General features: G+C 42.7%; 10 protein-coding genes and 3 pseudogenes. 3 read left to right on the top strand and 10 right to left on the bottom strand.

Annotated elements, in window-relative coordinates; all coding sequences use genetic code 11:
• Positions 1-138 precede the first annotated feature (138 nt).
• The 3 genes from CW735_RS03375 to CW735_RS03365 all read right to left on the bottom strand — a co-directional run bounded on the left by CW735_RS03375 (position 139) and on the right by CW735_RS03365 (position 1,639).
• Entirely contained in the window at positions 139-483 is a 345-nt protein-coding gene (locus tag CW735_RS03375) for a hypothetical protein (RefSeq protein WP_071978365.1), read from the bottom strand.
• Positions 484-555: 72 nt separating this feature from the next.
• A complete protein-coding gene (locus tag CW735_RS03370; protein ID WP_071978366.1) occupies positions 556-1,326 on the bottom strand; it encodes a glycosyltransferase family 2 protein in 771 nt (256 codons plus the stop codon).
• A 76-nt stretch (positions 1,327-1,402) separates the two neighbouring features.
• Positions 1,403-1,639, bottom strand: coding sequence for a hypothetical protein (locus CW735_RS03365; protein WP_071978367.1), 237 nt, complete (start codon positions 1,637-1,639; stop codon positions 1,403-1,405).
• Between the two features lie 317 nt (positions 1,640-1,956).
• On the opposite strand from CW735_RS03365, the gene CW735_RS03360 reads away from it, so the two are divergent.
• On the top strand, positions 1,957-2,823 hold the full coding sequence (locus tag CW735_RS03360; protein ID WP_100970929.1) for a hypothetical protein: 867 nt from the start codon (positions 1,957-1,959) through the stop codon (positions 2,821-2,823).
• A gap of 94 nt (positions 2,824-2,917) precedes the next feature.
• Here CW735_RS03360 and CW735_RS03355 read toward each other — a convergent pair.
• Positions 2,918-4,039: pseudogene (locus tag CW735_RS03355) on the bottom strand (ISAs1 family transposase).
• A 143-nt stretch (positions 4,040-4,182) separates the two neighbouring features.
• A pseudogene (locus CW735_RS03350) lies at positions 4,183-4,794 on the bottom strand (IS982 family transposase); the annotation flags it as partial.
• Between the two features lie 94 nt (positions 4,795-4,888).
• Here CW735_RS03350 and CW735_RS03345 point away from each other — a divergent pair.
• Complete coding sequence (locus CW735_RS03345; protein ID WP_100970740.1) at positions 4,889-5,650, top strand: IS5 family transposase; 762 nt, start codon at positions 4,889-4,891, stop codon at positions 5,648-5,650.
• A gap of 33 nt (positions 5,651-5,683) precedes the next feature.
• Here CW735_RS03345 and CW735_RS03340 read toward each other — a convergent pair.
• Positions 5,684-5,953 (bottom strand): annotated as a pseudogene (locus CW735_RS03340) (IS982 family transposase); the annotation flags it as partial.
• Between the two features lie 75 nt (positions 5,954-6,028).
• Positions 6,029-6,748, bottom strand: a complete 720-nt coding sequence (locus CW735_RS03335) for a sensor histidine kinase (protein ID WP_100970928.1) — start codon at positions 6,746-6,748, stop codon at positions 6,029-6,031.
• Between the two features lie 1,056 nt (positions 6,749-7,804).
• Between CW735_RS03335 and CW735_RS19490 the strand changes: the two genes are divergently transcribed.
• Positions 7,805-7,999 (top strand): hypothetical protein, encoded by a 195-nt coding sequence (locus tag CW735_RS19490; protein ID WP_157812639.1) that lies wholly within the window; start codon positions 7,805-7,807, stop codon positions 7,997-7,999.
• Between the two features lie 9 nt (positions 8,000-8,008).
• On the opposite strand, the gene CW735_RS03325 is transcribed toward CW735_RS19490, so the two are convergent.
• The 3 genes from CW735_RS03325 to CW735_RS03315 all read right to left on the bottom strand — a co-directional run bounded on the left by CW735_RS03325 (position 8,009) and on the right by CW735_RS03315 (position 13,773).
• Positions 8,009-9,186 (bottom strand): IS3 family transposase gene (locus CW735_RS03325; protein ID WP_100970927.1). Its coding sequence is split into 2 segments (ribosomal slippage): positions 8,009-8,937 and positions 8,937-9,186, totalling 1,179 coding nucleotides; the frame shifts between segments, so codons are not numbered across the junction.
• Positions 9,187-9,447: 261 nt separating this feature from the next.
• Complete coding sequence (locus CW735_RS03320) at positions 9,448-12,258, bottom strand: bifunctional aconitate hydratase 2/2-methylisocitrate dehydratase (RefSeq protein WP_100970926.1); 2,811 nt, start codon at positions 12,256-12,258, stop codon at positions 9,448-9,450.
• Positions 12,259-12,648: 390 nt separating this feature from the next.
• Positions 12,649-13,773 (bottom strand): PQQ-dependent sugar dehydrogenase, encoded by a 1,125-nt coding sequence (locus tag CW735_RS03315; protein WP_100970925.1) that lies wholly within the window; start codon positions 13,771-13,773, stop codon positions 12,649-12,651.
• Between the last annotated feature and the right edge of the window lie 37 nt (positions 13,774-13,810).

Raw genomic sequence — 13,810 nt, 5'->3', positions numbered from 1 at the left:
GGCAACTGCCAGTCAAGAGCGACCTTGTCAACGTCGCTTTATTGTGCTTAGCGCACCCGAGAAATCAATTTCCAACCCACTGACGTTTTTGTACAGAAGGGTCGAAAACAGATTTTCCCCCCCCCGAAATGCAAATAGTTATTCACAGTTAACAATTAACTCAACCTTGTTGAATAAAAGTTTTTTATCTTTGGAATCATAATTTTCGTTATGCAACCTAATGTAATAATCAGGAACCTTCAAATTGGGGTTCTTGTTGGCTTTGCCAATGGCGTGCTGTTCGGCTATGTGTATTCTGCTTACAGTCGTTTTCGTTTGAGTCACTGAGTCACTCTTCACCACCTCACGCTCAGTGGCTTGTTCAGGTGTTTCTGCTTGTTTGTTTTCGGTTTGATTATCAGGCCCAGCACAGGCAAATAAAAAGGTCACTGATGCTGCTACTAATGTCAGTTTATATTTGTGTAATAGCGTAGATGTAAGCATGTTTTTTCCTTGTTTCATAACAAAATAGAAGTCTTACTAACAACTAACGAGTGACGTTTTAAAAAGGGTTTTTTATTTTGATTTTTTGTTTGGATCACTGTCTACAAGATACTTTTCCCATAGCTTAGCTTCTTTCAAAAAAGCATAGAACGCATCAATGGTGGCTAATATTAAGCCTCGTTTACCATTGGTTATACGCCCTTGTAAAAAATATTTCTGCAAGAATGTGAAGGGTAAAACAAGGGCCAGTTTAATTAGGCTAGGGCGCTTATTGCGAGCAAATTTATCTTCTGCTCTAAATGAAGAATACAAATTATTCTTGGCAACCAAGGCATCAATACGATTATATCCAAAGTGGGTAAAAGCCACCTGTGTTCGAATTTCTTTTCCCTCTACAATGGCACTTTCATGGACTTGTTCGCTTGTATCAAAATGGGCTAATTGTCGACGATATAAACGCAGATTATTGGGTTTTTTCATCCATTTGTTTGGCAATTGGTTCATAAATATATCATTACGGGCAAAACGCAATGCGGCGATATCATTGCGGATTATGGTTTGTTTGATCACGGCTATACACTCAGGGGTAAGCGCTTCATCAGCATCAAGGTTTAATACCCAATCTTGTTGACATAAGCTTAAAGCAAACTGCTTTTGCCCTGCATAACCCAGCCAATCTTGATGGATAACCTCTGCGCCCATTGCTTCAGCCAATGCAACGGTGTTGTCGGTGCTACCGGAGTCCACAACTAATACTTGTGCAAAATCACTCACGGAGCGTAACACTCGCTCAATGTTGTTGGCTTCATCTTGCGCAACAATAAACACGCTACAGGGGATCATAAATTACCTTTTATTAATAGAGAGGTAAGAGTATATCTTAACTTAATGTAATGGCATAACCGTACGATTGGCCTCATTACTCTACAATCACCAGGGCAACTGTGTAGGGATGAATGATAAGCGGACTATTGGTGACGAAGCTGCGTTTCTTAGGTGCATCTGATTGCCACATGGTCACTTTCGTTGATGACATGAAACCGAAAGGTAAAGGCATCTCATGTACATCAAATGACAAGTTATATGCAATAAGTTCGCTGTCTTCCAGTCTAGAGGTAAGCCTGGCGCGAATGAGCTTGAGATCAACGTATGCCATAAAAGTCAATATAGCGGCTAAGGCACTCGGTAAGTAATTTTTGATCGTCCAGGAATACATGAATAGACGTTGTTAAAAGTGATCTGGGCACTGACAGATGTTTTCTTTGGCTGCCAGGTGCTAATAAATATTTCAGGGCGCTCCTTCCAATTAACAATTTTCCCAAGAAATTAAACTAAATACATTTCAATTTGTCAGAGCTTGAGCGATCAGTGTTCAAGAAAACAGCTTCGGTTAATGCCAGCAAAGTTTACTCAGCAGGCTCTTAGTACAACAAGCCAATTATTTGGCAGCACACTACAAAGCAGGTAAAACAAATGAGTCAAATAGAAAATTTAGACAAAGCTTCAAAGGTAGAGCGAGCTTTCGTATATGTCGTTTATGGGGACGACATATATTATAAGGAGGCGGCTTACAGCATTTTAACTTTGCGCTTATCAACGCCAGAAATTCCCATTTTAGTCCTGGTAGAACGAACTGGTGACTTTGAAAATATTCAAGGTGTAACGCCAATTTTAATGAGTGAAAAGACCAGGCAAGACTGGCTGCAAGGTACTAGCTATCATTTTGAACTGAAATTAAGAGGGGTAAAGCACATTCTTGAGAACTATGCTAAAAAACTTATTTTTATCGACAGCGACACTATTATAGAAAGAAATCTGGTGCACCTGTTTGACGATATCGATAAAGCACAATTTCTGATGCATAAAAAGGAAGGCAGGCTTGGCGAGAAAAAGTTTTATAGGCACTACAAAAAAGCGATTGGAAAACAATTCGAGGTGTCCAAGGAAGGGTTGATCAAAGTTACAAAAGCTTCGCCTATGTATAATTCTGGCGTGATAGGCGTGTCTGAAGAGTCGGTCGATTTGATTGAAAAGGCACTGTTATTAATGCGTCAGATCAACAGGTTAACCCACTGGCACACTGCTGAACAGCTTGCGGTGGGCATTGTTCTGGACTTGAACGGCACCATTAAAAACGTTGGTAACGCAAACATTTATCACTATTGGCATAAAAAGCCTAAAAAATATATCAGAGAGAAACTAAACGCATTTTTTCTTGAATATACGCCTCATAACGCTTTGCACTTACCCGAAAGCGTCAAAAAAATCCGAAAGCATCGTCCATTTGTGCGATGGTTGAGCGACAAGCTTGGGCGCACTATGCCCGTCACGGAAAGTTAATTTCCCAACCACTCAACAGACTCAAGTGTTCTCCAAGGATAAACGGGCACTCAATAAGTGAGCGCTTGATATCGCAGGGTGAGAGCATGAATGCTTAATTTTTACTCAACCTTCCCAACCCCGCTGTTAATAACTGTTCCAGGTACTCAGTGCAGCCATGTGCGCGCTTTTGCTTGCGAGGAATACTGACTTTTCTGGTGGTTTCTGCACGAAGCATATTCAAGGCCAGCTTCCTCGCACCCGATAATATATCAGCAGCATTGCCACGATATATTTGGCATTCGTCCTCTTTCATCGAGACATCAAGCACCCAATGAAGGCTGTTTTCTACAGCCCAATGACTCCGTACTGCATTTGCAAATCGGGCTTTTGATAACTTGGCAGAACTAATGTAGTAACGATACTCAAGGGATTCTTTACCCTGTTTCGTCTGCCGATAGCTCAGTGCTACACCAATAGTTTTCAGTTCTTTCCATTCACAGAAGTTATCCGTTAACGAACCCGCTTCCATTACATGATACGCTCTGGCTTCACTTCTTCCGTGAGCTTTTTCCAGACAAATTACTTCCTGATTTATCGCACCAGAAAGCGCCTTACGGACGGCATCATGCAGCTCTTTTTGATTTCCTTTCAGGGCCAGAAGGTAGTCACCACCACCATCAATAATTTGCTCAGCGATTTCTTTCTGGCAGCCCATTGCATCAATGGATATCAGACAGCCTTTTATGTCCAGCATAGTCAGCAAAGCTGGAATGGCGGTGATTTCATTCGATTTGCTCTGAGTTTTAATCTGTCCTAATACGACGTTATTCTCTGAGGCAAAGGCGTTAACCATGTGGATAGCCGACTGCCTGTTTTCCCGGTTATAAGAGCCACAAAGCCGCTTGCCATCAATAGCAATGAGTTTCCCCTCGGATAACTCCACCACCGATTGCATCCAGCCGATAAAACAACGCTGAAACTGCCCACTGTCTATCCGCGATATCACACGCGCTATGGTGTCATGAACCGGTAAGCCGTTCTTGAATAATCCCTTAGCGGCAAACTAGTCAAAATGCAGATCGCCAAAATCTTCGATATCTTCCCATCCTTTGGCTCCAGCGATGGACGCACATACCACCAAAAATAAAATATCAGTAAATAAATGGGCTACCTTGGCTGACTGTCTGGGATCTTCTAACTCACCAAAAAACTGTTCAAATGCGCCTGTTTCCATGACTCTCTCCGCAAAAGAGAGTATAAGATCACAGACGCTTACTATCGTCCAGAGTTGTTGGCGATTCAAACGTCAATTGAACGATTTATGTTCATGATCTTGCCCTGTAATAAATAATAAATAATAAATAACCCCAGATCGGTTTAAGCGATGACCATGGAATTTCTCTCAACGTCAGTTAAATTAAGGGATGGCTTGTTTTCTTTGAGACAATAAGCCACCAGTCCAGCCATCAAGTTAAGCGTAAAACCATTAATACTGCGATGACGAGAGTGTTCAATGAAAGATATATTCTTTAATTGGTCGTTAATCGTCTCGATAATGAATCGCTTTGACAGCATTGCCCGATCCCATAATGACATCGCTTTTGCTTTCATATTCTTACGAACCGTTGTGATAAGCGTGACGCCTTTATCAAATAAATTGTCTTTGAGCGCATTGCTTAAGTAGCCTTTGTCGCCGTAAAGTTTATCTGTTAAACCTTCCGCTAGCTCTTCGACTGGCTTGGTATCGTGCACGTTACCTGTGGTGACTTTAGCGGCAACAATCTCCCCCTTATAGTTTACAATTAAATGTAACTTGAACCCATAGAACCAGCCCATCGTACCTTTTCCTCTTTGTGCAACACCCTCAAAGGTCTTATGCCTTGGTATCCGAATGTTATGGCACACTTTTAAGGTTGTAGAGTCAATGAATTCAATACCTGTGGGTTTACCTTTGAGTGAAGTGAAATAAGCACACATGGGTACAATAAGACTAAGGCGTGTTGATCTTTCGTGATTAGTTTTTGAACAGCATGGTAAAGAGTTATAATTTGCTTCGCCAAAAGTAAAAGAACAACTCACTACCATGCCAAGACTAATGCTAACTGATAAGCGGTGGCAAAAGCTACTTCAAGTAATGAAGAGCACTGGCCGCATTTACAACAAACCAGAACATAGAATGACGTTTGAAGGGATATTATTCCGGCTGAGAACCGGTATTCCTTGGCGTGATTTACCGGCAGAATTTGGCAGATGGAGCGCCGTTTATCGCCGATTCAATTTATGGTCAAAGAAAGGTTTATTGAATATGTTATTCAATGAGTTAGCTAAACTAGCTGATTACGATTGGGTCTTTGCTGACGGTTCAATTATTAAAGCTCATCAGCATAGTACCGGAGCTGCTACTACTGATAATGAATGCATTGGAAAGAGCCGAGGTGGTAACTCAACAAAAATTCATCTAGCCGTGGATAGTGGCGGGCTCCCCATATATTTTGAACTGTCAGAAGGCCAGAGAAATGATATCGCTCGCGCTCAAAGTCTAGTTGATCACTTAAGAGAAGTTAACATTTTCGTCGGCGACAAAGGGTACGATAGTGATACTTTGAGGAAATATATTGAAGCTAAAGGTGGTGCTTCAGTCATACCCAAACGAAACTATGGTCAGGATATAGATAAAGACAGCGTTGATTGGTGTCTCTATAAATATCGTCACCTTGTTGAAAACGCCTTTGCTCGAATAAAGCATTATCGTTCAATATCAACGAGGTATGAAAAATTAGCAAGGAATTATGCCAGCATGGTATCACTGGCATTTTCAATGATGTGGCTACCCATGTACTGCTGAGTGAAATATGTACAGCAAAGATCAACAGACCCTAGGCATCACTTCCAAAAATCGTGTGTAGCTCAATAATTTAGGGAAGTCCTTTTTATAAAAACACGAGACATAGCCTAGGTAATAATTCTTGAAATCACGATGATGGCTCATATGGAAACCAATGACGACTGTCATCATTTCGCCCATAGACATACGACTATCTCTGCGCCTTTGGCGACTACCATCTTCTAGTAGCTGCTTTTGCCATTGTGGAATGAATACTTTGCAAAAATCATCGACATCACAGTACAACTCTACTAAATTCTTCATGCCTGTTCCTTTTGTTCTGTTCCCACTTTCTTGGTCGAAAGATCGGATCTTGGAACGGGCATTTAGTTCAATTTCTTAAACCGAGTTGGGGTTAATTAGATTATTGAGTATTTGCGAGAGTCGAACAGCATCACCGGTTACGCTTGCATCAATTCCATTGGCAATACTTAATTCAAGAGCAATACCCTTATTTTGCGCAAGCTGAGAATAAAACGACACGCAACTGTTCACTGTAGAAACCAGGTCAAATGGCGCTGACTCTATAGACAGCTTGCCAGCACTGAGCTTAGACACATCAAGAACGTCGTTTAATATACGATGTAAGGATATCCCTGATTGTTGAATTCTGTTTAAATTTGGCCTTGCGTTTTCGCTAATCTCTTTAGATAACACAACGTCAGTAAGCCCAAGGATCCCATTAAGGGGAGTGCGTATTTCGTGAGACATGGTGGCTAAAAAACGTGACTGCGCAGCCGATGCCTCTCGCTCTTTTGCTAGCGCCCGATTAAGCTCAACTGTTTTTACATTACTTTCGGCTAGCGCTATTTCTAATCGGCTCACAAGCTGGTAGATGAGTACCGACACTACAATATTCGTAATGCTTAATCTTATCCATATTGCCTCGTTGTATCCCCCCTCGTGAAATGGTACTAGCAGCGTACTGCCCGCGATAATGATCATGGAGCAAAGTATCCACTTTCCAGTAAGGAATACGATAGGAAATAATGTCATTAAAGGGATGAGAGATGCGGGTAAAAGCCCGTTAATTACCACAATAACCGGTGCAAAGGGCATGTTACCAACGCCCACAGCTTCGCAATTGAAGCACTATGTTTTCTGCAATACAGTGCAGCGCAAGAAGCAACAAAACACCAAATTCCGATGCTAAGCGCAATGGCAATATTGTCAGGACGAGCCACTACGATGACGACAATCATAATGAGTGAAAAAACAGCCATTAACTGAAAAAACACTCTGCGAAGTGACTTCGTCGTTGTATCTGCGAAAGCCTTAGAGCCCCTAATATTTATAGATATCGTGTCTGAGGGTGCCTTGTCGTTCGGGACCTTCTCCATTGAATTCCACTACCCAATGTTTAAATATTTTTCAAGGCTTGAGTATAGGCTAAACCCGCAACATGTAAATTAGCCGTAAGTCACGAATAGAAGTCTTTCGGTATTTCGACAGAATGGAATTTTTGCTAATCGACGGGACATATGTACACGTGAATAAGATGACAAATGCATATCGAGTAGGGTGAGGCTTGCGCCTCATCCCTCTCACAGAACCGTACGTACGGGCCTCGTATACGGCTCCTGCATACTTCATATCACTTGCTAAGTGACACAATGCTAATTTGCAATCTAGTATCGTGCGCCCTATGGACATCGTTCATTTTCTAACATTGTGGTAACTTTCATTGCAGGGTTTGGCGTTCTAGCACTGAGGCAATCTACCAAATTTGACTACAATTACTTCCCATATACGGCCTGTCTCACCAGACATCACTATTCCTAGCGCACCGATTCGACTTGTCCCGCTGATCTGGCGGCTTGTGTATCAATGATAAAAAAACTCACAACTCATCAGAGTCTTAAAGTCTGCTTCCCCCCTTCGCAATCCATTTAAGCTTTTGGCTAAAATAGATCCTATCAAACACAATGCTGATAGTCGGCTTGGTTTTACCCTCCACACCATTACTGGCTTTCATCGGCCTAGCCTTACTCACTACTACGGGTTCTATCTGGTAACCACGTTATGCCACCTCACACTCGCAACATTCTTGGATCACTCCTTGAACGATACGTCCAACCATTTGATTGGATCTAATGCCAGGCTTCCCCAGTTACTGTGCTGGTAACCACGTTATGGCTCCCTGTTAGAAATTCCACCCTCAAACACAAAACAGGACTGACTGAGTATCGGGCTTCGCGCTATTTTGCACGCTTACCCTCCTGTCTTGCCGAATCAGGTTCACTTGCGTTGTGTACCTCTAACTTCCTATGGCTTCCTTCAGACCCTATTGACGTGGTCAACCAAAATTGACCAACCCAGTTAAGCTACTTTCTTCTGTTTCAATGCTGCCACTTCATACTGATTCGGACTCATATATCCTAAGTATGAATGTAACCGCATCGGATTATAAAACATCGCGATGTACTGCAAGATATCTTGCTGTGCTTCGAGACGGGTTTGATATGACTTCCAATGCACACGTTCTTGTTTCAGTGTACCGAAGAAACTCTCTACCACGGCATTATCCCAACAGTCGCCTTTTCGACTCATGCTGCCAATAAAACCATGGCCTTTCAATAATCGACGATACTGGTCACTTGCATACTGACTTCCTCTGTCAGAATGAACAATCAATCCTGGCTTCGGGCGACGTTGCCAAATCGCCATTGTCAGTGCATCGCAAACAAGCTTGGCCTTCATTCGTGAACCCATACTCCAGCCCACAACCTTCCGCGAGAACAGATCAATAACCACGGCTAAATACAACCAACCTTCACGTGTCCAGACGTAGGTAATATCGCAAACATACGCTTGGTCCGGTGCGTTAACGTCAAACTCACGGTTGAGTACATTGTCGAATACGGGCTTGTCGTGATCACTATTGGTGGTGATTTTATACTTCTTCTTGTATCGAACCTTTACGTTGGCTTCTTTCATTAACTGCCGCGTTTGCTGTCGGCCTACTGGATAACCTAAACAGTTCAATGCTCGCTGCATTCTGCGGCTACCGTATGTATGCTCACTCGCAACATCTATGGCTTCAATCCATTCGAGCATCTCAGCTTTTTCGTTATCCTTCTGCGTCTGCGGCCATTCCTGCTTCTTCATATACCGGTAGAAGCCATTTCTATTCACGCCCAACAGTCGACACATTAAATCGACTGGATAGGTCTTTTTACGTTGCGCGATGAAACGATATTTTATTTCGTTTCCTTGGCGAAAAAGACCGTCGCTTCCTTTAATATGCGCTTTTCCATTTCAAGCTGTTTGACCTGCGCTTTAAGTCGACGGATCTCTTCTTGCTCTGGTGTTAATTTACCGTTGCCCCTAAATGCTTGCCCATCATCATCTTGCTGGTATTCCTTGACCCAGCGACTGATCATCTGATTGTTAACATCTAACATTTTGGCAACATCGGTTCTGCTATGGCCTTGATCAAGCACAAGACTAACCGCATCGAGTTTAAATTCTTTGGTGTAACGCTTTCTTTCAGGCATCTCTTTCTCCAGTTAAGCTGATATTATACTCTTAACTGGACTGGTCAATTCAATTGGACCACGTCATATCGTTGGCCAATAGCGCCCTTGCCATTCGGATTATCTTCCCCTCAGTCTGGGTGATTCAGGTTTCTTCCAACCTGACGGGTTTGCCAGCTTCGCTGGGCAAACAAAAAAGCCCCAACTCACGTTGGGGCTTTTCAATAGATTAACTTGGTTTCAATAGAATGTTACTTTACGCCTTGAAACCAGACGTTCAAATTAAACGTTTTGAACTGCTACATCTGGTGTAAACTTAGGCGCAACTGCCATGTCTTCTGACGGTGGAGCGAAGTCCGTAAGGTTAATACCCTCAACCGCTGCTTTGTACTCATCCATAGTTGGGAAACGACCTAGCACAGCAGAAAGTACTACTAGTGGCGTAGAGCCTAGTAGCGACTCACCTTTCTTCTCTTCAGAGTCAGCAACAACCCGACCTTGGAACAAGCGCGTAGAAGTAGCAATAACCGTATCACCAGGCTCTGCTTTTTCTTGGTTACCCATACATAAGTTACATCCTGGACGCTCTAGGTACATAATGTTGTCGTACTTAGTACGTGCAGACTCTTTAGGCTTAGCGTCGTCGAATTCGAAACCAGCATACTTAGCTAGGATTTCCCAGTCGCCCTCTGCTTTTAGCTCATCAACAATGTTGTACGTTGGTGGAGCAACAACAAGCGGTACATTAAACGACACACTGCCGTTTTGCTTTTCTAGGTTGCGAAGCATTTGCGCAATGATCTGCATGTCACCTTTGTGAACCATACAAGAACCAACAAACGCCAAATCTACAGCCTTACCGTCATAGTAAGAAACTGGGCGGATAACGTCATGGGTATAACGCTTAGACACGTCATCATTGTTTACGTCTGGGTCGGCAATCATTGGCTCTGCGATCTGGTCTAGATCAACAACCACTTCCGCGTAGTATTTCGCGTTATCGTCTGGTGCAAGTGCTGGTTCTTCACCAGACTTGATTTCAGCAATACGCTTATCCGCAAGGTCGATAAGACCTTGAAGCATATTCGCGTCGTTGTCCATGCCTTTGTCGATCATTATCTTGATACGCGTTTTAGCAAGCTCAAGTGATGCAATCATGGTCTCATCGTTTGAAATACAGATTGATGCTTTCGCTTTCATCTCTGCAGTCCAGTCGGTAAACGTGAATGCTTGGTCGGCAAGCAAAGTACCAATTTGTACTTCGATAACACGGCCCTGGAACACGTTCTCACCGCCAAATTGCTTAAGCATTTGCGCTTGTGTTGCGTGTACCACATCACGGAAGTCCATGTGGCTCTTCATTTCGCCTTTAAAAGTTACTTTCACAGACTCTGGAATTGGCATTGCCGCTTCGCCTGTAGCAAGTGCTACAGCTACCGTACCCGAGTCAGCACCGAACGCGACACCTTTAGACATACGCGTGTGCGAGTCACCACCGATGATGATGGCTCTGTCGTCTACAGTGATATCGTTAAGTACTTTGTGAATAACGTCTGTCATTGCATGGTAAACGCCTTTAGGATCACGTGCTGTGATTACGCCAAAGTTATTCATGAAAGACATAAGCTTAGGAATATTAGCTTGCGCCTTCTTATCCCATACCGATGCTGTGTGACAGCCCGATTGATATGCACCATCAACGAGTGGAGAAATGGTTGATGCCGCCATAGATTCTAGCTCTTGGCATGTCATCGGTCCGGTTGTATCTTGTGAACCTACAATATTTACCTTAACACGCACATCTGAACCAGCGTGAAGTGGTGTTTCTGATTTAACACCTACTGCATTGCGGTTAAAGATTTTTTCTACTGCTGTTAGGCCTTGACCCTCATTAGACACTTCTTTAGACGGTGCATAAACTTGAGGAACATCTATACCTAAGGTTTTTGCAGCAAACGTTTGTAACTGCTTACCGAAAGTTACCGCGTAAGAACCACCCGCTTTCATGAATTCCATTTTTTGCGGCGTAAAGGCACCAGATACGTCAGCGACTTCTTCATCGCCTTTGAATAGCTTTTTAGCTTTAGTATCGATAGTCAATACAGTGCCTGTAGCCACTGAATAGGCTTCTTCAAGAACTGGGTCGCCATTGGCATCGCGAACCACTTCGCCGTTTTCATCAGTTTTCTTCACCCAATTTTTAAGGTCAAGACCGATACCACCGGTTACATCTACCGTGGTTAAGAAGATAGGTGCAATACCGTTAGTACCCGCAACAACAGGTGCTTTGTTTACAAACGGAATATAAGGGCTTGCTGGCTCGCCGGCCCACAGAGCTACGTTGTTCACACCAGACATACGTGAAGAACCTACGCCCATGGTACCTTTTTCAGCCACCAGCATCACTTTTGCGTCTGGGTGTTTTTTACCAAGTTCAACAATATCTTGCTGTGCTTCAGGCGTGATCATGCACTTGCCGTGAAGTTCGCGGTCTGCGCGAGAGTGGGCTTGGTTGCCCGGGGAAAGTAAGTCGGTAGAAATGTCACCTTCTGCAGCAACATACGTCACTACATTAATTTTTTCTGGTACATCAGGCAATTTAGTGAAGAACTCTGCTTTTGCATAGCTCTCTAGAATTTCTTTGGTTATTGCGTTGCCTGCTTTATAAGACGCTTCTAAACGCTCAATATCTGCTTCGTACAAGTAAACTTGTGTTTTCACAACTTCAGCAGCAGGTTTTGCTACTGCGTCATCATCAGAAAGCGCTAGGTCTAGCAATGCTTCAACAGAGGGGCCACCCTTCATGTGAGAAAGTAGTTCTAAAGCAAACTCAGGCGTGATCTCTTCAACGCTCTCTTCACCAAGCACAATCTCTTTCAAGAATTTTGCTTTAACTACCGCTGCACTGGTTGTGCCTGGCAGTGTGTTATAGATAAAGAATTTAAGAGAATCTTCACGATGCTCATTACCTGTATCTTTAATTTGAGCAATGATTTCTGATAGTAAATCAGCGCTATCGATGGGCTTAGGGTTTAAACCTAGTTCCGTTTTACGGGTCTCGATCTCTGCCAGATATTCTGAATACAAACTCATAGGGTTCTCTCGGTCATAGTTTTACGTGGGCGTAGTGTTAAGTCGGTCTTAGCTATACGCATATAAAATTGAGAAGTATTTTAACTGATTTTTGCTCGTTACGTAATCTCTGTAAGAAAAGAGTGAAAGTGGTCATATACTCACCAGTGTAGATAGCTGAAGTGAATAATAGCCATGCTTATTTTTGCCAAGCAAAAATTAAAGCAAATATTTTCAAACACTTAAAAATAAAACCGCAACGTTATTTTTGCGAATCTTACAACGCTTTACCGTCAGTTAAATAAGTAATGGTGTTATATTTATGTCTGACATTTCCTATGGTTATGGTTGTACCAGTTCAAATTACAAACAGAAATGAGGACTTCATCTCAATGTTAAAGTTCAAATACTTCACATTTTTGTGGGAGATATTCTAATAAGTTTGGCTTGTTCTCCATCGGTTAACAGCAATATGTCGCCGTTAAGATCGATAGCCACATCTCTTAATCGTGTTTTGACTTTATCTAATAGCAATTGCTCAGTCATCTTTATCCCATCATTACTAATAACAAACGCACGCTGAGCTTTAAGCGCCGTTACAATAAATTTTTCGTTGAGTTGGGGGAATGCATTGCCTTGGTAAACAGCCATAGATGAAGGTGCAATAGATGGCGTCCAGTTTAAAAGCGGGTCTTCCATCCCCGTATAAGTATTAAACGGAGATATTAGCGCGCCTGAATAATCTACGCCCAGCGTGACCACGGGCCAACCATAGTTTTTCCCTCTGCTTACCCGGTTTATCTCGTCACCGCCGTCCGGACCATGTTCATTAAGATAAATAACGCCCTTTTCTGTTTTTACCAGCCCTTGGGGGTTGCGATGCCCCAAGCTAAAAATGAATGGGTGTTCGGGAAAAGGAGGGTTATCAAGGGGAGAGCCATTAATTGTAAATCCTAGTACTTTACCCATATGGGAGGTCATTCGTTGCGCATCTTCACGGTAGTCAAACCCATCGCCAGACGTTACCAAGTAAATATCATTTCCCAAACTGAGTAACTTTGCACCATAGTGAACAGGTGTGTCCTTTGCTTTGTTCACTTCAAATACAGGCTTGAGATCGGTGATCCCGTTTTCGGGAGAATAAAGACCGGACAACACTACCAGTTTGTTGTTGTCATCAACCCCTTTAGAGTAAGACAGCAGTAATCTTGAGGTAACATCAAAATTGTTTGTTGGAATAACATCTAACCATCCCCCCTGCCCCTTTGTATACAATTCAGGAAATGTAATAGAAAAACGCTTTTGCTCCTTCGATTTATTGATGAGAACTAATTCTCCATCTCGCTGAGCAATAAGTATGTTACCGTCTGGCATTACTTCAATTGACTTTGGGAATGCCAGATTTTCAACAACTACACCGATCGTATATTCATCACCTGACAGAAACGTTTCCAGCGTCTTTGCATTGATAGACGTGCTTATTAACACCATGAGACTTGCAAGGAGCAACGGTTTAAACGGTTTAAATACTTTCATTTCGACTCTCGTGTATTGTTTCTTTAGCAACACTATC

Source organism: Alteromonas sp. MB-3u-76 (assembly GCF_002831605.1).
Classification (GTDB): Bacteria; Pseudomonadota; Gammaproteobacteria; order Enterobacterales; family Alteromonadaceae; genus Alteromonas; species Alteromonas hispanica.
The sequence above is the reverse complement of the archived record's forward strand: the minus strand, read 5'-3'. Positions and strand labels throughout refer to the sequence as shown.